Source organism: Streptomyces sp. NPDC050504 (genome assembly GCF_044458065.1).
Lineage (GTDB): Bacteria > Actinomycetota > Actinomycetes > Streptomycetales > Streptomycetaceae > Streptomyces.
This window is the reverse complement of the sequence record NZ_JBITHO010000001.1, coordinates 294,144-312,726: the sequence shown is the minus strand read 5'-3', so window position 1 is coordinate 312,726 and position 18,583 is coordinate 294,144. Positions and strand designations below refer to the sequence as shown.

At 71.5% G+C, this 18,583-nt stretch carries 15 protein-coding genes; 6 read left to right on the top strand and 9 right to left on the bottom strand.

Annotated features, from left to right (window positions below):
* Positions 1-92: 92 nt before the first annotated feature.
* The 4 genes from ACIBNE_RS01335 to ACIBNE_RS01320 form a co-directional block, all read right to left on the bottom strand.
* Entirely contained in the window at positions 93-1,100 is a 1,008-nt protein-coding gene (locus ACIBNE_RS01335; protein ID WP_399268199.1) for an ABC transporter ATP-binding protein, read from the bottom strand.
* A 525-nt stretch (positions 1,101-1,625) separates the two neighbouring features.
* Complete coding sequence (locus tag ACIBNE_RS01330; RefSeq protein WP_399268196.1) at positions 1,626-2,609, bottom strand: hypothetical protein; 984 nt, start codon at positions 2,607-2,609, stop codon at positions 1,626-1,628.
* 66 nt (positions 2,610-2,675) lie between these two features.
* Positions 2,676-4,187 (bottom strand): DUF6801 domain-containing protein, encoded by a 1,512-nt coding sequence (locus tag ACIBNE_RS01325; RefSeq protein WP_399268193.1) that lies wholly within the window; start codon positions 4,185-4,187, stop codon positions 2,676-2,678.
* Positions 4,188-4,329: 142 nt separating this feature from the next.
* Positions 4,330-4,962 (bottom strand): hypothetical protein, encoded by a 633-nt coding sequence (locus ACIBNE_RS01320; RefSeq protein WP_399268191.1) that lies wholly within the window; start codon positions 4,960-4,962, stop codon positions 4,330-4,332.
* A 931-nt stretch (positions 4,963-5,893) separates the two neighbouring features.
* Here ACIBNE_RS01320 and ACIBNE_RS01315 point away from each other — a divergent pair.
* Positions 5,894-7,120 carry a helix-turn-helix domain-containing protein gene (locus ACIBNE_RS01315; protein WP_399268189.1) on the top strand — a complete coding sequence of 409 codons (1,227 nt, stop codon included), beginning with the start codon at positions 5,894-5,896 and terminating at the stop codon, positions 7,118-7,120.
* Positions 7,121-7,224: 104 nt separating this feature from the next.
* Here ACIBNE_RS01315 and ACIBNE_RS01310 read toward each other — a convergent pair whose 3' ends face one another.
* Entirely contained in the window at positions 7,225-9,144 is a 1,920-nt protein-coding gene (locus ACIBNE_RS01310) for an AMP-dependent synthetase/ligase (RefSeq protein ID WP_399268187.1), read from the bottom strand.
* 257 nt (positions 9,145-9,401) lie between these two features.
* On the opposite strand from ACIBNE_RS01310, the gene ACIBNE_RS01305 reads away from it, so the two are divergent.
* The 3 genes from ACIBNE_RS01305 to ACIBNE_RS01295 are packed head-to-tail and all read left to right on the top strand — an operon-like array spanning position 9,402 to position 11,392.
* A complete protein-coding gene (locus tag ACIBNE_RS01305; protein ID WP_399269995.1) occupies positions 9,402-9,629 on the top strand; it encodes a hypothetical protein in 228 nt (75 codons plus the stop codon).
* Between the two features lie 42 nt (positions 9,630-9,671).
* Entirely contained in the window at positions 9,672-10,136 is a 465-nt protein-coding gene (locus ACIBNE_RS01300) for an SCP2 sterol-binding domain-containing protein (RefSeq protein ID WP_399268185.1), read from the top strand.
* Between the two features lie 5 nt (positions 10,137-10,141).
* The gene (locus ACIBNE_RS01295; protein ID WP_399268183.1) at positions 10,142-11,392 is read left to right on the top strand and encodes an acyl-CoA dehydrogenase family protein; all 1,251 of its coding nucleotides are present in this window, start codon (positions 10,142-10,144) and stop codon (positions 11,390-11,392) included.
* A 53-nt stretch (positions 11,393-11,445) separates the two neighbouring features.
* Here ACIBNE_RS01295 and pip read toward each other — a convergent pair whose 3' ends face one another.
* The gene (gene pip / locus ACIBNE_RS01290) at positions 11,446-12,429 is read right to left on the bottom strand and encodes a prolyl aminopeptidase (protein WP_399268181.1); all 984 of its coding nucleotides are present in this window, start codon (positions 12,427-12,429) and stop codon (positions 11,446-11,448) included.
* Between the two features lie 67 nt (positions 12,430-12,496).
* Here pip and ACIBNE_RS01285 point away from each other — a divergent pair, with 67 nt between their 5' ends.
* Positions 12,497-14,554 (top strand): MDR family MFS transporter, encoded by a 2,058-nt coding sequence (locus ACIBNE_RS01285; RefSeq protein WP_399268179.1) that lies wholly within the window; start codon positions 12,497-12,499, stop codon positions 14,552-14,554.
* 106 nt (positions 14,555-14,660) lie between these two features.
* Here the strand turns inward: ACIBNE_RS01285 and ACIBNE_RS01280 are convergent, their stop codons facing one another.
* Positions 14,661-15,635 carry a 2-dehydropantoate 2-reductase gene (locus ACIBNE_RS01280; RefSeq protein ID WP_399268177.1) on the bottom strand — a complete coding sequence of 325 codons (975 nt, stop codon included), beginning with the start codon at positions 15,633-15,635 and terminating at the stop codon, positions 14,661-14,663.
* Between the two features lie 81 nt (positions 15,636-15,716).
* Entirely contained in the window at positions 15,717-16,187 is a 471-nt protein-coding gene (locus tag ACIBNE_RS01275; protein ID WP_399268175.1) for a YchJ family protein, read from the bottom strand.
* A 125-nt stretch (positions 16,188-16,312) separates the two neighbouring features.
* Here ACIBNE_RS01275 and ACIBNE_RS01270 point away from each other — a divergent pair, with 125 nt between their 5' ends.
* The gene (locus ACIBNE_RS01270) at positions 16,313-18,094 is read left to right on the top strand and encodes an FAD-dependent oxidoreductase (protein WP_399268173.1); all 1,782 of its coding nucleotides are present in this window, start codon (positions 16,313-16,315) and stop codon (positions 18,092-18,094) included.
* A gap of 12 nt (positions 18,095-18,106) precedes the next feature.
* On the opposite strand, the gene ACIBNE_RS01265 is transcribed toward ACIBNE_RS01270, so the two are convergent.
* The gene (locus ACIBNE_RS01265; RefSeq protein WP_399268171.1) at positions 18,107-18,490 is read right to left on the bottom strand and encodes a winged helix-turn-helix transcriptional regulator; all 384 of its coding nucleotides are present in this window, start codon (positions 18,488-18,490) and stop codon (positions 18,107-18,109) included.
* Positions 18,491-18,583 lie beyond the last annotated feature (93 nt).

The window sequence follows — 18,583 nt, the reverse complement described above, 5'->3', positions numbered from 1 at the left end:
GTGGTTCCGTGTGGGCCCGCCGCCCGGCGGCGTGCCGCCGGACCCCGGGGCGCCCTGCGGCGGCTCGGGGGACGGCGGGGGCAGCTGGGCGGTCACCGAACGGCCCCGCCGTTCACGGAGACCGCGGGGCCCGTCCCCGTCTGGCCGTAGCTCTGGGCGATCGCCGCGCGGGCGCCCTCCGGGAGCTGGCCCATCATCGCGAGCACGCGCTCGCGGCGGCGGAGCACGGCGCGCCGCTCGGGCATGCCGGGCGAGGGCTCCAGCTGCGGTACGACCACGCGCGGTTCGTCACCGAGGGGGCTGCCGTTCAGCTGCTCGGCCGCCAGCGTCGCGGCGTCCTTCTCCTCGGACATCCCGATGGGGCCTTCCTTGCGCCCGGCGAGGAACTGCGAGACGACCGGCTCGTCGCTGGTGAGCAGCACCTCCCTCGGCCCGAAGGTGACGAGCTTGCGGAGGAAGAGCATCCCCATGTTGTCGGGGACGGTCGCCGCGATGTCGAGGTTGTGGGTGACGATCAGCATCGTCGCGTCGATCTGCGCGTTGAGGTCGATCAGCAGCTGCGAGATGTAGGCGGTGCGCACCGGGTCGAGGCCGGAGTCGGGCTCGTCGATGAGGATGATCTGCGGGTCGAGCACCAGCGCGCGGGCGAGCCCGGCGCGCTTGCGCATGCCGCCGGAGATCTCGCCGGGGAGCTTCTCCTCCGCGCCGAGGAGGCCGACGATCTCCATCCGCTCCATGACGATGCGGCGGATCTCCGACTCCTTCTTCTTCGTGTGCTCGCGGAGCGGGAAGGCGATGTTGTCGAAGAGCGTCATCGACCCGAAGAGCGCGCCGTCCTGGAACATCAGGCCGAACAGCTTGCGCGTCTCGTAGATGGCGCGCTCGGAGCCGCGCACCATGTCCACGCCGTTGACGAGGACGCGGCCGCGTTCCGGCTTGAGCAGCCCGACCAAGGACTTCAGGAACACGGTCTTGCCGGTTCCGGACGGCCCGAGCATCACGCTGACTTCACCCGCGGGCAGGGTGAGCGTCACGTCCTGCCAGATGTTCTGCTTGCCAAAGGACTTGGTCAGCCCTTCGACGACAACTTCGATTCCCATCTCACCTCCTGGAGCACTAACGAAGTGACAGAAGCGCACCGAGGGGCGCACGTTAAGTTGGCCGGACCCGCCGGGACAAGCCGTTGTACAGGGAAATCCATCAAGATCCAGGGATTTGTCATCGGATGACAAACACCTCCGACGACTTTGTGTGCCGGTGAGCACGCGGGGCCTTCCGGAGCGGGACCCCGTGGCCCAGGGGGGCCGGGTCACGGGGTCCCGACAGGGGTGCTTCCGCCCGAAATTGGAGGGTTCGGAGCGGGAGCCTCCCCGATGCGGACCCCGGACGGGGAGAGCGCTTCCGGGGTCCCTTTTTTACGGCTCGCGAAGGCCGAGTTGCCTGCACAGCGGACGTTACGACCGGGTAACCTGCCTTAGCAATACCGGTTCCGGAACTTTTGGCAAGCCCCACTGTTCTTGTTTCCCGATGAGTACCGGGCGGATTCCCTTTGTCATCCGATGACAATGCCGCGACAAGGAACGGGGGCCATCCCGTCGGGACGGCCCCCGTGTTTTCGCATTGCGTCAGGAAGTCTGCGCCGAGTGCCAGTTCTGGGAAAGCACCTTGCCCGCGTCGGGCAGTACGCTCGCGGGCGAGGTCAGTCCGCCGCTGTACGTGGACGTGTTGTTCAGCAGCAGGCTGTTCGCACCCGAGGGCGAGGGCAGCCCGGTCTTCAGGTCGATGGCGCCGTTGAGGATTCCACCGAGCCCGCAGCCGCTCGCCTTCGGCACGGTGAAGGTGCTGTCGCCCTGGTTCTTCTCGGTCAGCGCGAACCGCAGCATGGAGCCCGCGGTGTTCGGCGTGCCGTTCCCGTCGAACCGCTGGACGGCGACCTTCGGGAAGGCCAGGTTCTGCGGCTTGAGCAGGATCGGGGTGGCGTTCGACCCGATGTAGCACTTGTCGCCGAGGAACGGGTTCTCCAGCTTGATGCGGATCGGCACCGTGACGATCGGCTTGCCGTTGCCGTATCCGGCGGTGAGGTCGTAGTCGCGCGGGGCTCCGGCGGACTCGACCTTGGCGACGACGCGGTTGAGGGTGTTGTCGGTGAGCAGCTCGCAGATGCCCGTCACCACCGGCACGTCCGGCGGGCAGGCGAGCCCGAGGAGACCGCCGGGGATCTCGGCGGGGGCCGCGAGCAGCGAGCCGGCGGGCGCCGGGACGACGGTGAACGTCTTCTCCACGGTGTTCTGGATGACGCCGAACTGCAGGTCGGTCCAGGTGGTGGGCGTGGTCGTCCTGCCGAGCTTTATGGAGCCGCTCGGCGAGTAGGACGAGACGCAGGTGGGAATCAGCGTACGGCCGTCGGCCGCGAGCATCGCGGGGTCGTCGACCGGACAGCGGCTGAACGGTGCCCAGTGGCCGCCGAGCTGGACGGCCGCGGCCTGGACGGCCTCATCGGGCGCGGCGGTCCCGGCGTTCGCGGGCGCGGTCGCCAGGGGGACGCCCAGGGCGATCGCGGAGAGTGCGCCCACCATGGCCGTGCGCGTCCTCGTCGAGGCAAGTCTCATCGCTCCCTCAGTCCTTTCCGGTTCTTGGGGAGTTGCGGGGGAAAGTGCGGTGGTGCGGGCGCCGGGTCAGCGCCTCGGCTGGGGGATGTCCACCGGTTCCTTCGTGGGGGTGCAACCGCTGCCGTTGCCAGGGGCGCACGGCCTCCCCTGGACCTGCTTGACGAATCCGGGGACCCCCGAGATCGCCGCGGTGAAGATCTTGTCCAGGTCGTCGCTCCCCGAAGCGCAGCCGGAGAACGGCGGGACGGTGACGGATCCGGTGAGCACTCCTCCGTCGCTCAGCTTGTACTGGTTCGACTTGTCGGGGTTGGTGCTGTCCGCGAGCCCCGTGAGCTCCAGCGTGAAGGGCCTGTCGCTACGGCAGTTCGGGCCGACGTCGAGCGGAACGCCGTTCACCTCGACGTCGTACAGCCTGAGCGAGAGCTTCAGGGTGATGGTCGTCTTCGTCGTGTACTTGACCGAAGGCCTGAGCTGCATCCGCATGTCGGAACGGATGTTGTACAGCGGGTTGCCGTCCTCCCCCACCCCGGGCGGAAGCTGGGTCATCTCCATCTTCGCGGTGGTCGGCATGAAGCCGAACGTCAGGAACGTCGCGGTGGCCGGCGGAAGCTGCGGCTTGCCGTAGTGGTCGAGCACGACGGTGGAATCCTGGAGCAGGTGCTTCACGAGGGGGTCCACCTCGTCGGGGACTATCTTGCTCGGCCCTTGCTCGATCTGCGCGCAGGCCACGGGCAGCAGGGCCGCGCCCTTGAGCTTGGTGACGTTCGAGTACCCGGCGGCATAGGCGTTCAGGGCCCGGCCGTTGGAGGCGTCACCCACGCACGGCGGTGCGGTGCCCGTCCCGGGTCCCGGCTCGTCCTTGATCTCGGGCAGCACGTCGGGGCCCTTCTCCCGGGGCTCGGCGGCGGGCCGCGAGGGATCCGCGCCCGGCGCCGACGGGGACGGGGACGGCTCGGCCGGTTCCTCGCCCCCGGTGACCTCGACGGTCCCCAGGAGCAGGTCCTGTCCGGGCATCGGGGTGCAGGAGAACGCCACCGGACCCGTTTCGACGGGCGTCCCGTCCTCCTTGGCGGGGACGAGCTCGCCGGAGAGCGCGCCCGCGGTGAAGGTCAGATCGCCTCCGGCCTGTCCGGTCACGGAGGGAACCGCGCCCGTGGCGAGGAGCGCGAGGTCGCCGGCGGCCGGAACGGGGGACGGCGCGGTGACCGTGCCCGCCCAGACGGCCTCGGCCTTCTCCTCGTTCTGCGCGACCTCGGTGGTGAGCCGGGTGGTCGCGGAGAGGGCGGCGGCCCCGGTCTTGGCGAGTTCCGCCAGTACGGACCCGGGCAGCGTCAGTTCCGTCTCCACGTCGGCCGGTTCGACGGCCTGCCCGGCCGCCGCGCTGCCGGGGAGCTTCGCCGAGACCCGTACCTTCACGGACTCCTTGCCCGGAGGCAGGTCGCACGTGTAGGACAGCTCCGCGTCGACCCGCTGGTCCCCCTCGGCCGCCCGCGCGCCGGGGATCATCCCGGCGAGCAGCACCGCGGCCGCGACGGCGGCGCCCTTGGCCGTCGTACGCGTCCGTGCTCCAGCGACCATGCCGTGCCTCATCCCGCTCGGCTCCCCTTCTTCCGGTTCTTCCGGTCTTCAGGTCTTCGGGTCTTTCGGCCGTCCGACGGGTCGCGCGGCGGGTGGCCCCGCCGCGCGACCCTCGTTCACGCGGGTCGGAACCCGCAGGCCGTCAGGAACCGACGATGGTCGGGATGACGTTGCCCGGGGCCTTCGCGAGGAACGAGCCGGTGAACGTCGGGTGGTCGCCGTTGGCGACGATGCCCGCGCACGCGGCGGAGGCGCCCGAAACCGTCAGCTGGTTGCCGCTGCCGGCGACCGGCGCGAGCGCCAGCTTGCCCGTGGAGTTGGTGTAGGTGCCGTCGACCGCACCCGTCACGGTGAAGGAGCAGGTCAGGACCGTGAGGCTGGCCTTGATGCCGTCGATGCGCCCGGTGGTCTTACCGCTCGCGTAGTTGACCGCCTTGAGCTTCCAGGGCGTGGACGTGTCGGTGACCGGGGTCACCGAACCCAACGGGCTGTCACAGGGCTGGGTGGCGCTGCCGAACTTGACCGGCGCGATGTTCCCGACGATGGCCGGGTTCCCGGTGGCACTGAACATGGAGCCACCGGCCGTGGCGATCGGACAGGTCAGCGGGATCCCGTTGACCTCCAGGACGGTGTCCGTGGAGCTGGCCGTGAAGGTGGCTCCGCTGGGGGTGACGGTCCAGGTGCTCGGGAGCGCCATGGCGGGCGTGGTGGCGACGACGACGGCGACGGTGGCGGCGCCTGCGGCTACGGCGAACTTTCTGACGGCATTACGCACAGCGAATTCCTCCGGGTTTGGCAGTGCGGGGGTCGGCGGTGCATGGAGCGAGAATCCCACGACGGCGATTCAGCCACGTTCGAACGGTGACAAGGCGTGACGTTACTTGCGAGAAACTTCACGACACAATGGCGGTGCCGAAGATTCTTTCCGGAGAGCTCGGTTCTCGTTCCGGCGTAAGTAACGCGCCGATTTCCTTTGTCATGGAGTGAGTACGCAGGCGGCACCGGGGCCGAATCCACCGCCGCCGCCCGGCGCCGCCGGGTCGCGCGCCGCGCGCGCGACGGGCGGGATCCCCACCGGTGGCGGGCGCACGTCCCGTGCCACCGGCGCGACCGGCAACCCCGACGCGGTGCGCACAGCCCTCTCCTCCCCGCCGCGAACCGAATGCCCGGACACTCAGTGACCACGCCGGGGCCGACCCGACGCCATCTACGGGAAACCTATCCCGATCCCGCCGCACGGCACCTTTCCGCCACGCGCTCGAATTCCTGTCAGCGGGCGAGCAATTACATCCGTGAAATCTGTCATCGGGTGAGTAATTTTATCCTGCATCACAAAATCCGTACGGCTGGGCGCCGTCACACACCTTGCGCCACCCTCGCTACGTACCAGTAACCTGACGGGTGCGATGCTGGCCATTTCGCCACCTTGCCGACCCCTTACCCGCGGTTACCTTTTGTCTCGTCCTGAGCATTCGGTCCGGATCTTTTGTCCGGAGGTGAGCAGCTTGCCCCCGCCCGGCGCCGGCCGCCCGGCCCGCCCGCTTTACGTGCCCCCTGCAACTCACCTTGTGACAAGTGGTGTGCAGGAGGCTCCGGTTGGTCTATGTTCAGCACCCCACGTTGGTACGCACCTGTCGGTCCGTGGGAGCGCTCCCCATACGCCCCAACCCCCACCGGACTCCTGAGAGATCGAGGGGACACCACGCATGCCCAGAGTCGTGCAGCCGTCGGAGACAGGAGAGACCCTCGGACCGCTGCCCCAGGAGTTCGCCGCCATCATGCGGCCCGAACTGCCCAGCCTCATCAAGGAGATAGGCGTCGAGGTCACACGCGCCTACCCCGAGTACGCGCGGCTCCTCAACGGCCCCTACGGGCAGACCATGCGCATCGGGGTCGAGCAGAGCCTCTCCGCCTTCGTGGACCAGGTGGCCGAGCCGTCGACGCCGACCGCACTGCGTGACGACCTCTTCCGCAAATTTGGCCGGTTCGAGGCTTACGAGGGACGCAACATGGAGCCCCTGCAAGGGGCTTACCGCCTCGGCGCCCGGATCGCGCTGCGCCGCGCCAAGAAGGTGGGCCGCCGCTACAACCTCTCCCCCACGCTCATGCTCAGCTTCGCCGACGCCCTCTTCGCCTACATCGACGAGCTGGAGTCGCTGTCGCGCGAGGGCTTCCTGGAGGCCCAGGCCCAGCCCGGCGAGCACGCCGACATGCTGCGCCGCCGGCTCCTGCACCTCATGCTCGCCGGGCCGCCCGCCCCCCGCACCGCCATCGCCGAGCTGTGCGAGCAGACCCGGTGGGCGCTGCCCGCGCAGGTCACGCTGGTCGCGCTGCGCACCCCCGCCTCGGTGGAGCGGGGGGATCTGGACAACGATGTCCTCGCCGACCTCAGCGATCCGCTGCCGCACTTCCTGGTCCCCGGGCCGCTTACCGACGAGCGGAGGCGCACCCTCGGCGCCGGGCTCCTGGGCAACCGCGCCGCCATCGGCCTCACCGTGCCCCTGGCCGATGCCTCCCACTCGCTGCGCTGGGCGCGGCGCGTCCTCGAACTCATCGACGCCGGGGTCGTCCCGGACGGGCCGCTGGTCCGCACCGAGGACCACCTCACGACCCTCTGGCTGCTCTCGGACGCGGCGCTCATCGACCACATCGCCGCGCGCGAGCTGGCGCCCGTCGCGGGCCACACCCCCACCCGGCGCGACCGCCTCGTGGAGACCCTGCGCACCTGGCTCGACACCCGGGGCACGGCGGCGCAGATGGGTGAGCTGCTCGACGTGCATCCGCAGACCGTGCGGTACCGGATGCGGAGCCTGGAGTCCATCTTCGGCGAGCAGCTGACCGATCCCGAGCGGAGGTTCACCACCGAGGCGGTGCTGCGGGCGCTCCAGCTGCGCGGGCGGGCGGCGAAGGGCGGCGAGACCTCGTTACGGTGACCGGCCCCGGTGCGGTGCGTTTCGCCCGCGGCGGGCCGCACCCCGCCCCGCCGCGGGCGAAGGGCGGCGCCCCTGGGCGACGCGCACCGGTCCGGCGGCGCCCGCTACTCCCGGTACAGCTCCTCGATCTCCTTCTCGTACGCCGCCGCCACCGCGTGCCTCTTCACCTTCAGCGAAGGCGTCAGCATTCCGTTCTCCTCCGTGAACTCCCCCGTCACCACACGGAACTTGCGGATCGACTCCGCTCTGGACACCGCCTGGTTGGCGTAGTCCACGGCCAGTTGCACGTCCGCCCGCATCCCGGGGTCGTCGCACAGCTCCGCGATCGACGCGCGGCGCCCCCGCACCGAGAGCCAGTGCGCGACGGCCTCCGGATCGAGCGTGACCAGGGCAGCGACGTAGCTGCGGTTGTCGCCGACCACCATGCACTGGCCCACCGGCGGCCGGCTGCGCAGCCGGTCCTCCAGGACCGCGGGCGAGACGTTCTTGCCGCCCGAGGTGACGATGAGGTCCTTCTTGCGGCCCGTGATGGTCAGGTACCCGTCGGAGTCCAGCGACCCGATGTCCCCCGTGGCGAACCACCCGTCGTCGAGGACCGCGTCGGTCGCCTCCGGGTTGTTCCAGTACGCGCCGAAGACGATCCCGCCCTTGATCAGCACCTCCCCGTCGTCCGCGATGCGCACGGAGGTGCCGGGCACGGGCAGTCCGACGGTGCCGGGGCGCGGGCTGAGCGGCGGGATGATGGTGGCCGCCGCGGTGGTCTCGGTGAGCCCGTACCCCTCGTAGATGTTGATGCCCGCCGCGTAGAAGAAGAGGTTCAGTCCGCGGTCGAGCGGGGAGCCGCCGCTGATGGCGTAGCGCAGGTTCCCGCCGAGCTCGTTCCTGATGCGGCGGTACACGAGGAGTTCGTAGAGCCCCCAGGCCGCGGCGAGGCCGACGCCCGGCCCCTTGCCCGTGCCGAGGAACTTCGCGAGGTACGCCTCGCCGAAGCGCACCGCGATCCGGTCGGCCCGCTCGAAGGACGCGCCGCGCCCCATGCGTTCGGCCGTGGCCCGCCCCGAGTCGTGGATCTTCTCGAAGAGGTACGGCACGCCCACGATGAACGTCGGCTTGAACTTCCGCAGCTCCGGGCGGAGTTCGTCGGTCTTGATGCTGGGGAAGTGGCCCAGCTCGATGCGCGCCATGAGGCAGGCGATCTGGATGGCCCTGCCGAGAATGTGCGCGAGCGGCAGGAAGAGCAGGGTGGACGCGGTCTGTCCGGTGACGGCCTTGAAGACGGGGTGCAGCAGTTCGACGGTGTTGGCCGCCTCGGCGTGGAGGTTGCCGTGGGTCAGCACGCAGCCCTTGGGCTTGCCGGTGGTGCCCGAGGTGTAGCAGACCGTGGCGATGGAGTCGTGGCGCAGCGCGGCGCGCCGCTCGCCGACTTCACTGTCCGTCACTTCGCGTCCGAGCGCGGCGAGTTCGTCGAGCGCTGCGCGCGCTTCGCCCGCGGGTTCCACGGACCAGACGCGGACCCGGTCGCCGCCCGCGCCGCGCACGAGGTCGGCCAGGTCGGCGTTCTCGGCGAAGGCGAAGCGGGTGCCCGAGTCGCCGAGGATCCAGTCGAGCTGGTCGGCCGACGACGTGGGGTAGACGGGGACGCTCTGGCCGCCCGCCGCCCAGACGGCGAAGTCCAGGACGGCCCATTCGTAGGAGGTGCGGGACATCAGGGCGACGCGGCCGCCGGGCTGGAGCCCCGCCGCGATCAACCCCTTGGCCGTGGCGGTGACTTGGCGGGCGAACTCGACAGAGGTGACCGGGTTCCAGCCGTCTTCGCCGCGGCGCCGCAGCACCACGGAGTGAGGCGCCTCATCGGCGTTGACGAACGGGATGTCGGCCACCCGCCCTCTGCTCGATTCCGTCGCGAGCGGCGCCGCGCGCACTTCCCGTACGACACCCCCACCGTCGCGTATCAGTTCGATCTGGGCTCGTTGGGCGAGGTCAGCCCGCCGTTTCGCCCTCTTCAGATCCTTGCGCACGCCCATGGTCGGCTCCTGTTCGCGGCTCGCGGGCGGGAAAATACCGGGATCTCGGCACCTAACCGGGGGGTCAACTTACTCCCGCGTAACGTGACTCGTAAACGGTTGCCGCACAGAGACGTACCCGGCGAGAAACCCGGAAGCGCATCCCGTACTTATAGATGTGCGGACCGCCGAACGCCGAGGCGGCCACCGGAAGAGAAGGAAAGACCGTGAAGACCTCGCCCCTCGTCCCCGTCCCGATCCCCGACCGCGTCGCGGTGATGATCGGCGCCTGCATCCCCGAGCGCGTCCTGCGGGCGGAGTACGAAGCCGAGTGCGCGGCGCGCGAGGTGTACGGCTTCCGCGGCATCCGCGGTCCGCTCGGCGCCGAGGACCGGGCCGACCGCGAGAGCGCACTCGCCGAGCTGGCCCGCGCCAACAAGGTGCTCGCCGCGCACAACCCCGGACTGGTCGTCAGGCCCCTTGCCCGGCGCGGCGGGGGCCTCTAACCTGACTCGCAAGTAAGCTTACTTGAGAGTAAGGAATGTTCCATGGCTGACGACGCGGCAGGCGGCATCGCCGGACTCGACTTCGCCTCGGTCTCCCCGGCCGAGTTCGCGAAGATCGTCAAGGGCCTCTCCGCCCAGGAGATCGACGAGATCATGCGCGGAGAGCTGCGCGAGCGGATCCTCGGTGAGATCTTCGGCCGGATGAAGCAGCAGTTCAGGCCGGACAGCGCGGGGTCGCTCGACGCGACGATCCGCTGGAAGGTCACCGGCGAGTCGGACGCGTACTTCGAGACGACGATCGCCGACGGCGCCTGCACGGTGCGCGAGGGCAAGGACGAGAGCCGCGAGCCGCGCACCACGCTGATCATGGCCGACGCCGAGTTCCTCAAGCTCGTCTCGGGCAACAGCAGCCCCGTGACCATGTTCATGATGCGCAAGGTGAAGGTCGCGGGCGACGTCGCGCTCGCCTCCGGACTCACCCGCTACTTCGACATCCCGAAGGCCTGAGCGCGATGGGCCCCTTCTCCCTCGGGCTGACCGAGGAGCAGCGGGACCTGCGGGACTGGGTGCACGGCTTCGCCGCCGACGTCGTGCGCCCGGCCGCCGCCGAGTGGGACGAGCGCGAGGAGACCCCCTGGCCGGTGATCCGGGAGGCCGCGAAGATCGGGCTGTACGGCTTCGAGTCGCTGGCCGACATGTACGGCGACCCGACGGGGCTCTCCCTGCAGATCGCCAACGAGGAGCTGTTCTGGGGCGACGCGGGGATCGGCATGGCCCTGTTCGGCACGTCGCTCGCGGTCGCCGGGATCTTCTCGGCGGGCACGCCCGACCAGCTCGCCGAGTGGGTCCCGCAGTGCTACGGCGACCAACAGGACCCGAAGGTCGCCGCGTTCTGCGTCTCGGAGCCCGACGCGGGCTCGGACGTCGCGGCGATGCGGACGCGGGCGCGGTACGACGAGGCGCGCGACCAGTGGACCCTGTCGGGCCAGAAGGCGTGGATCACCAACGGGGGCATCGCGGGGGTCCACGTGGTGGTCGCGTCCGTCGACCCGGCGCTCGGGGCGCGCGGCCAGGCGGCGTTCATCGTCCCGCCCGGCACTCCCGGGCTCGAAGGCGCCCGCAAGATACGCAAGTTGGGGCTGCGCGCCTCGCACACGGCGGACGTGTTCCTGGACGACGTACGGGTGCCGGGGCACTGCCTGCTGGGCGGCGGGGAGAAGCTTGAGGCGCGGCTGGCACGGGCGCGGGAGGGCGCGGCGGAGCGGCGGGGTCCGGGCGGTACGGGCCCGGGGCGCGCCAAGTCCCAGGCGGCGATGGCCACGTTCGAGGTGAGCCGGCCGACGGTGGGCGCGCAGGCGCTGGGCATCGCGCGCGCCGCGTACGAGTACGCCCTGGAGTACGCCGACGGCCGCGTCGCCTTCGGCCGCCCCATCGTCGAGAACCAGTCCATCGCCTTCGCCCTGGCGGACGTCCGCACGGAGATCGAGGCGGTGCGGCTGCTGATCTGGCAGGCGGCGTGGATGGCCCGCGACGGCCGGACGTTCGACGCGGGCCAGGGCTCGATGGCGAAGCTGCGCGCGGGCGAGCTGGCGGTGTCCGCCACGGAGAAGGCGGTGCAGGTGCTGGGGGGCGCGGGGTACAGCAGGGAGCATCCGGTGGAGCGGATGTACCGGGACGCGAAGATCTACACGATTTTCGAGGGCACGAGCGAGATACAGCGCCTGGTGATCGCTCGGGCGATCACGGGGCGGCAGATCCGGTGAGCGGTGCGGGCGGGGGTTCGACCGCGCAGGCCGACCCCCGCCCGCACCGCCAGTCAGGCGTCGGCGGGCTCCTGGGCGAACGCGTTCAGGGCGGTCACGATCTCCGACGTGACCGTCGCGCTGCCCTTGTGGCCCGCGTCGTCCACCACGATGAGCTTCGCATCGGGCCACGCCTTCGCCAGGTGCCAGGCCGTGTCCACCGGGCCGCTCACGTCGTGGCGGCCGTGGATCAGGACCCCGGGTACGCCCGCCAGCCGGTGCGCGCCGCGCAGCAGCGCGCCCTCCTCCAGCCACGCGCCTTCCGCGAAGTAGTGGGACGCGATGCGGACCAGGGCCAGGCGGCCCGCCGTGGGGCGGTCCGCGTACGGGGTGGCGGAGCCGCTGGGCTCCATGGAGAGCACCGCGTCCTCCCAGGCGCACCAGTCGGCCGTGGCCCGCGCCCGCACCTCGGGGTCGGGGTCGTCGGTGAGGCGGGCGTACGCCGCGATCACCTCGCGCGGCCCGCCCCCGCGCGCCTCCTCGGGGACCCCGGCCAGGAAGCGCTCGTACGCGGCGGGGAAGAAGCGGGACACCCCGCCGTACAGCCAGTCGATCTCCACGCGGCGCGTGGTCGTGACGCCGGAGATCACGATCTCCGAGACCCGCTCGGGGTGCTCCTGCGCGTACGCGAGGATCAGCGTCGAGCCCCAGGAACCGCCGAACAGCAGCCACCGGTCGACGGCGAGGTGCTCGCGCAGCCGCTCCATGTCGGCGATCAGGTGGTGCGTGGTGTTGTGCCGCATGTCGGCCGCCGCCGGATCGGCGACGTGCGGCGTCGAGCGGCCGCAGCCGCGCTGGTCGAAGAGGACGATCCGGTAGCGCTCCGGGTCGAAGAGGGTCCGCGCGCCCGGCGTGCAGCCGGAGCCGGGGCCGCCGTGCACCACCACGGCGGGCTTGCCGCGCGGGTTGCCGCAGACCTCCCAGTACACGAGCTGGCCGTCGCCGACGTCGAGCATGCCGTGGTCGTAGGGTTCTATGGACGGGTAGCGTTCGGGCATCCGCACACCGTACGTCGTACGGACCTCAGCACGTGCGGGGTTTCCCGCCCGGTGTGAGGGTGCGAGAGTGACCACCACCAGCGAAGCCGCGCCGCCCGCCGCCCCCGCGCCGCCCGTGCTCGACCGGCGGCAGCGCAACATCGTCGTCGCGACGATCATGCTCGGGATGCTGCTGGCCGCGCTCGACCAGACCATCGTCGGCACCGCGCTCCCGACGATCGTCGCGGACCTGGGCGGCGCCGCCCACATGTCCTGGGTCGTCACCTCGTACCTCCTCGCGGAGACGGTCGCGACCGCGCTGGTCGGCAAGTTCGGCGACCTCTTCGGGCGGAAGGTGGTCTTCCAGGTCTCCGCGGTCGTCTTCATCACCGGCTCGTTCCTCTGCGGCCTGGCCACCAACATGACGCTGCTGATCGCCTGGCGCGCGCTCCAGGGCATCGGGGCCGGCGGTCTGATGGTCACCTCGATGGCGCTGATCGCGGACGTGATCCCGCTGCGCGAGCGCGGCAAGTACCAGGGCGCGATCGGCGCGGTGTTCGGCGTCTCGACGGTCGTGGGGCCGCTGCTCGGCGGCCTGTTCACGGACCACGCGAGCTGGCGCTGGTGCTTCTACGTCAACGTGCCGATCGCGATCGTGGTGGTCCTGGCGGCGGCGCGGACCATCCCCGCCGTGCGCTCGGTGGCCCGCCCCGTCATCGACTACCTGGGCATCGCGCTCGTCGCGGCGGGCGCGAGCGCGCTCATCCTGGCGACGAGCTGGGGCGGCAACGAGTACGCGTGGGGCTCGCCGGTCATCCTGGGGCTGTTCGCCGGCGGCCTCGTCGGGCTGGCGCTGTTCTGCTGGGCGGAGACGCGGGCCGCCGAGCCGATGCTGCCGATGACGCTGTTCCGCAACCCCGTCTTCACGGTCTGCTCGGTGCTCTCCTTCGTGGTGGGCTTCGCGATGCTGGGCGCGATGACCTTCCTGCCGACGTACCTCCAGTACGTCGACGGGGACTCGGCGACGATCTCCGGCGTGCGGACGCTGCCGATGGTGGTGGGGCTGCTGGGCGCCTCGATCTTCAGCGGCAACGTGGTCAGCAAGACCGGCAAGTACCGGATCTTCCCGATCGTCGGGACGCTGGTCATGGGCGTCGGGCTCTATCTGCTCTCGCTGATGGGCACGGGGTCCAGCGCCTGGCTCGAATCGCTCTACATGTTCGTGCTCGGCATCGGCATCGGCCTGTGCATGCAGGTCCTGACGATCGCGGTGCAGAACACGGTGGACTACGCGGACCTGGGCACCGCGACCTCGGGCGTCACCTTCTTCCGTACGCTGGGCAGCTCGTTCGGCACGGCGGTGTTCGGCACGATCTACGCGAACTCGCTGAAGCCCAACCTCGCGGAGGGCGTGGCGGAGTCGGTGCGGGCGAGCGGGGGCGACGCGGCGGCGGCGTCCGCCGTCGCCAGGGCGGCGCAGAGTCCGGAGGGGCTGCACGGGCTGCCCGCCGACCAGGCTGCGCCGATCGTGCAGGCGTACGCCGACTCGCTGCACACGGTCTTCCTGTGGACCGTGCCGGTCGCGGTCGTCGGGTTCGTGGTGGCGCTCTTCCTCAAGCAGGTGAAGCTGCGGGACTCCGCGCGGGAGGCGTCCACGGACATGGGCGAGGGCTTCGCGCAGCCGACGCCCGGTGACTCAAGGGAGCTGCTGGAGCGGGCCGTGGGACGGCAGATGCGGCGCGTCGGAGTCGACACGGCTCGGCAGATCGTCGCCGGGTCCGACACCCGGCTCGACGTCGCGGGGGCGTGGGCGGTGATGCAGGTCGAGCTGTACACGCGGATGGTCGGGTACGCGAGCCTCGGGCTGATCGCGGGGCGCCGGCGGATGCCGCCCGAGGTACTGGTGCCGGTCTTCGAGCGGATGGTGGACGAGGGGTACCTCTCGCGGGAGGGCCAGTTCTACGCCCACACCGCGGCGGGGGCGCGGGAGGCGGAGGCCGTGGGGGCGGCGTGGGCGCGGTGGCTGCACCGGCAGATCGAGGAGGACCGGGGGGAGGCGGGGGCGAGCGGGCCCGAGCTCCGGGCGGCGGTGGACGCGATCGCCAAGCGGCTGCTCGCGGAGGACCTGGCGGCGGCGGTGCGGTAAGGGGGCGGGGCGGCGAGCCCGCTCGGGGGCGGGGTGCGCACGGCGTGTGCCCCGCTCCCGCGAACCGCGCGGCGCAGCCGCACACCGGACACGGCCCCGCCCCCCTTCAAGGGCGCGTGGCCGCCGCCAGGCGGGTGAGACCCAGGAGCGTGTCCACCTGCGGGGTCGCTACGCCCACCGCGGCCCCGATCTCCCGTACCGCCCCCACCAGCGCGTCCAGCTCCAACGGGCGCCCCGCCCGCGCGTCCTGGAGCATCGAGGGGGTGAAGGCGCCCAGCTTGCGCGTGACCTCGCTGCGGTCCGCCGGGCTCTCCGCGATCGGGCAGCCGATCCGGGCCCCGATCTCCTGCGCCTCCGCCATCGCCGAATGGCAGAACTCCCGCACCAGTCCGTCGGCGAGGATGCGGTCCCCCGTCGCCCCGGTGAGCGCGGCCACCGGGTTGATCGTGAGGTTGCCCCAGAGCTTGTACCAGATGTCCTTCTGGATCTCCGTGGAGACGGTCGCGTCGAGGCCCGCGGCCCGCAGCAGGCCCGCCACCTCCCGCACCCGCGCGGACTCGGTGTTGTCGGGCTCGCCCACGATCAGCCCGGTCCCCCGGAAGTGGTGCACCAGACCGGGCTCGGGCGCGCTGCTGCTCATGTGGACGACGCAGCCCAGCACCCGCTCCGCCGGGACCGCCGCGGCGATGCGACCGCCGGGGTCGACGCTCTCCAGGGTGCGTCCGGCGCAGGGGCCGCCGAAGCCGCCCTGGAAGAACCACCAGGGCACGCCGTTCATCGCGGTGAGGACCGTGGTGCCGGGGCCCACCAGCGGGGTCAGCGAGGGCAGCGCGGCGCCGAGCGACTGCGCCTTGACCGCGAGGACCACCAGGTCCTGCGGGCCGAGCGAGGCCGCGTCGTCCGTCGCGCGGACGGGCGCGGTCGTGCGTACGCCCTCCGCGTCGTCCACCCGCCAGCCGTGCGCCCGCAGCGCGTCCAGCGTCGCGCCCCTGGCGACGGCCGAGGTCTCGGCGCCCGAGGCGGCGAGCCTGGTGCCGATGTACCCGCCGATCGCCCCCGCGCCCAGTACACAGATCCGCATGGTCGACTCCCCTCCCGTACCGCAGTGTTGCGGTGATCTTCGCGGTCGGGTCCGGGGCCTGTCCAGAGGAGTCGGGAGACGTCAGCCGCTGAGGTCGGGGAATTCTCCGTCCACGTACACCCACGCCCCCTCGACCCGCGCGAAGCGGCTGCGCTCGTGGAGCTCGCCCGGCTCGCCGCGCTCGGTGTAGTGCGCGCGGAAGGTGACCGTGCCGGTGGCGTGGAACGCGGTGCCCTCGCCGGTCTCCGTGATCTCCAGGCGCTGCCAGCGCAGCGACGGGTCGAAGTCGAGGGAGCCGGGCCGGGTGTCGGGGTGCCAGCTGCGCAGCAGGTACGCGGCGTCCTCGACGACGAACGCGGCGAACCGCGAGCGCATCAGCGCCTCGGCGGTGGGGGCCGTCGCGGGCCCCCGGTGGTAGCGGCCGCAGCACTCGCCGTACGCGGCGGGCAGCCCGCAGGGGCAGGGGGACGTGTCGGTGGTGCGGGGCGCGGCGGGCGCGGGGGCCTGCCTGGCGCGGGAGGTACGGGAGGTGCGAGGCGTGCGTCGGGACATGGGGGCCATTAAATCGCGCCATTGTGAAGCGCGGCTTCCGTGTGTCTTCCGGGGTCCGGGGGCCTTTCGTATAGTCCTGCGCCCGACAGCACGTTACCGCCGGTAAACCTCTCAGGGGGCAGGGCATGGACCGTACGGGCAACACGCGGCGCACCTTCATGGCGGGCGGCGCGGCGGTCGCCGGGGCCGTCGCGGCGGGAGCGGGGACGGGGGCGGCGGCGCACGCGGCGTCCGGGGCCGGGGCGGCCGCGGGCCGTTCCGTCGCGGTGTTCGGCGGCGGCGTCGCGGGCCTGACCGCCGCGCACGAGCTGGCCGAGCGCGGCTACGCGGTGACCGTGTACGAGCGCAGGGCGCTGGGCGGCAAGGCCCGCTCGATGGACGTGCCGGGCAGCGCGAAGGGCGGACGCAGACCGCTCCCCGGCGAGCACGGCTTCCGCTTCGTCCCCGGGATCTACCACAACCTCCCGGACACGATGCGCCGCATCCCCTTCCCCGGCAACCCGGGCGGCGTGTGGGACAACCTCGTCGCACCGCGCGAGATGAGCTTCGCGCGCACGGGCCGCGAGGACATCAGGATCCCGATCCCCTGGCCGGGCCATCAGCCGCCCGAGCTGAGCCTGGACGACATCAGGCGCGCGCTGACCGGCCTCATCGACACCGCGCTCAACCTCCCCGCCCACGAGGTGCTGTACTTCGTGAACCGCGCGCTGGTCTTCCTCACGAGCTGCGACGAGCGCCGCGACGACCAGTGGGAGCACACCCCTTGGTGGGAGTTCACCAGGGCGGACCGGATGTCGGCCGACTACCAGCGGATCCTGGTGGTGGGCGTGACCCGCAACATCGTGGCGACCAAGGCCGAGGAGGCGTCGACCCGTACGGTCGGCTCGCTCGGCGAGGCGTTCGTCTTCAACGCGCTCGGCCAGGGCGCGGACGGCCCGCCCGACCGCATCCTCAACCTCCCCACCAACGAGGCGTGGATCGACCCGTGGGTGACCCATCTGCGCACGCTGGGCGTGCGGTTCGAGCTGGGCTGGACGCTGCGCGAGGTGCGGTACGGCGCGGGGCGCGTCGAGGCGGCCCTGGTCGAGGACCCCTCGGGCGTACGGCAGCGGATCACGGCCGACCACTACGTGTCGGCGATCCCCGTGGAGCACGCCCGGCGCACCTGGCCGGCCGCGCTCAGGGCGGCGGATCCGCAGCTCGCGCGGTGCGACAGGCTCCAAACGGACTGGATGACCGGCATCCAGTTCTATCTGAACAGGCCGACGCCGATCCTGCACGGCCACCTCAACTGCGTCGACACGCCCTGGTCGTTGACCGCGATCGCGCAGGCGCAGCACTGGCCGGACCGGGACTTCCCCGCCGACTACGGCGACGGCGTCGCGGCGGACTGCCTGTCGGTGGACGTCTCGGAGTGGGACAAGCCGGGGATCCTGTACGGGAAGACGGCCAAGCAGTGCACGCGCGAGCAGGTGGCGCGCGAGGTGTGGGCGCAGCTCAAGGCGACGCTCAACGACACGGGCAGGACGGTGCTGAGCGACGGGATGCTGCACTCGTGGTTCCTGGACCCGGGGGTGGACGGTCTCGGCACGCCGAACCCGACGAACGAGGACGAGCTGCTGATCCACCCGGTGGGCACCTTCCACAACCGGCCGTCGGCCGGGACGCGGATCCCCAACTTCTTCCTGGCCGGGGACTACGTGGCCGTGGACATCGACCTGGCGACGATGGAGGGCGCGAACGCCTCGGCCCGGCAGGCGGTCAACGCGCTGCTCGACCGGGAGGGTTCGACGGCCCCGCGGTGCAGGGTGATCCCGATGCACCGGGTCCCGGCGGTCGAGGCGCTGAAGCGGCACGACCTGCTGCGGTACCGGCTGGGTCTGCCCAACGCGCTCGACCTGGGGTGACCGGGGGCGCGGTCAGGCGTCGAAGCGGTCGCGCGCGTCCTCGATGTGAGCGAGGTGCCTGCCCGTCCAGCCGCAGATGACGTCGACCGCCGCGCGCAGGTCCTGCCCCGGGCCGGTGAGGGTGTACTCGACCCGGGGCGGCACCGTGGGGTACACCTTCCGGTCGACCAGGCCGTTGCGCTCCAGCATGCGCAGGTTCTGGGTGAGCATCTTGTGGCTGACGCCCTCGACCTCGCCGCGCAGCTCGCTGAAGCGCAGGGTGCCCTCCCCCAGCGCCTCGATGATGAGGAGCGCCCATTTGTTGGCGACGTCGGAGAAGATCTCCCGCGCCAGGGAGTCGGCGCGCCTCAGGTCCGCGTCCTCGGGCAGGCCCACGAGCTGCCGCTTGGTCATCATGGGGCTCCTCCGTCACCGGTCCGCCGCTGTTCCACCCACGTGGGCGCCACTCTCCTCCGGTTCCCCGGTCACCGCAAGAGAGCACGGCGGGGC

Bases quoted from the DNA above. Each gene is read 5' to 3' on its own strand.
- ACIBNE_RS01335 (WP_399268199.1), bottom strand. From the start codon at position 1,100: ATGGGAATCGAAGTTGTCGTCGAAGGGCTGACCAAGTCCTTTGGCAAG.
- ACIBNE_RS01330 (WP_399268196.1), bottom strand. From the start codon at position 2,609: ATGAGACTTGCCTCGACGAGGACGCGCACGGCCATGGTGGGCGCACTC.
- ACIBNE_RS01325 (WP_399268193.1), bottom strand. From the start codon at position 4,187: ATGGTCGCTGGAGCACGGACGCGTACGACGGCCAAGGGCGCCGCCGTC.
- ACIBNE_RS01315 (WP_399268189.1), top strand. From the start codon at position 5,894: ATGCCCAGAGTCGTGCAGCCGTCGGAGACAGGAGAGACCCTCGGACCG.
- ACIBNE_RS01310 (WP_399268187.1), bottom strand. From the start codon at position 9,144: ATGGGCGTGCGCAAGGATCTGAAGAGGGCGAAACGGCGGGCTGACCTC.
- ACIBNE_RS01305 (WP_399269995.1), top strand. From the start codon at position 9,402: ATGATCGGCGCCTGCATCCCCGAGCGCGTCCTGCGGGCGGAGTACGAA.
- ACIBNE_RS01300 (WP_399268185.1), top strand. From the start codon at position 9,672: ATGGCTGACGACGCGGCAGGCGGCATCGCCGGACTCGACTTCGCCTCG.
- ACIBNE_RS01295 (WP_399268183.1), top strand. From the start codon at position 10,142: ATGGGCCCCTTCTCCCTCGGGCTGACCGAGGAGCAGCGGGACCTGCGG.
- pip (WP_399268181.1), bottom strand. From the start codon at position 12,429: ATGCCCGAACGCTACCCGTCCATAGAACCCTACGACCACGGCATGCTC.
- ACIBNE_RS01280 (WP_399268177.1), bottom strand. From the start codon at position 15,635: ATGCGGATCTGTGTACTGGGCGCGGGGGCGATCGGCGGGTACATCGGC.
- ACIBNE_RS01275 (WP_399268175.1), bottom strand. From the start codon at position 16,187: ATGTCCCGACGCACGCCTCGCACCTCCCGTACCTCCCGCGCCAGGCAG.
- ACIBNE_RS01270 (WP_399268173.1), top strand. From the start codon at position 16,313: ATGGACCGTACGGGCAACACGCGGCGCACCTTCATGGCGGGCGGCGCG.
- ACIBNE_RS01265 (WP_399268171.1), bottom strand. From the start codon at position 18,490: ATGATGACCAAGCGGCAGCTCGTGGGCCTGCCCGAGGACGCGGACCTG.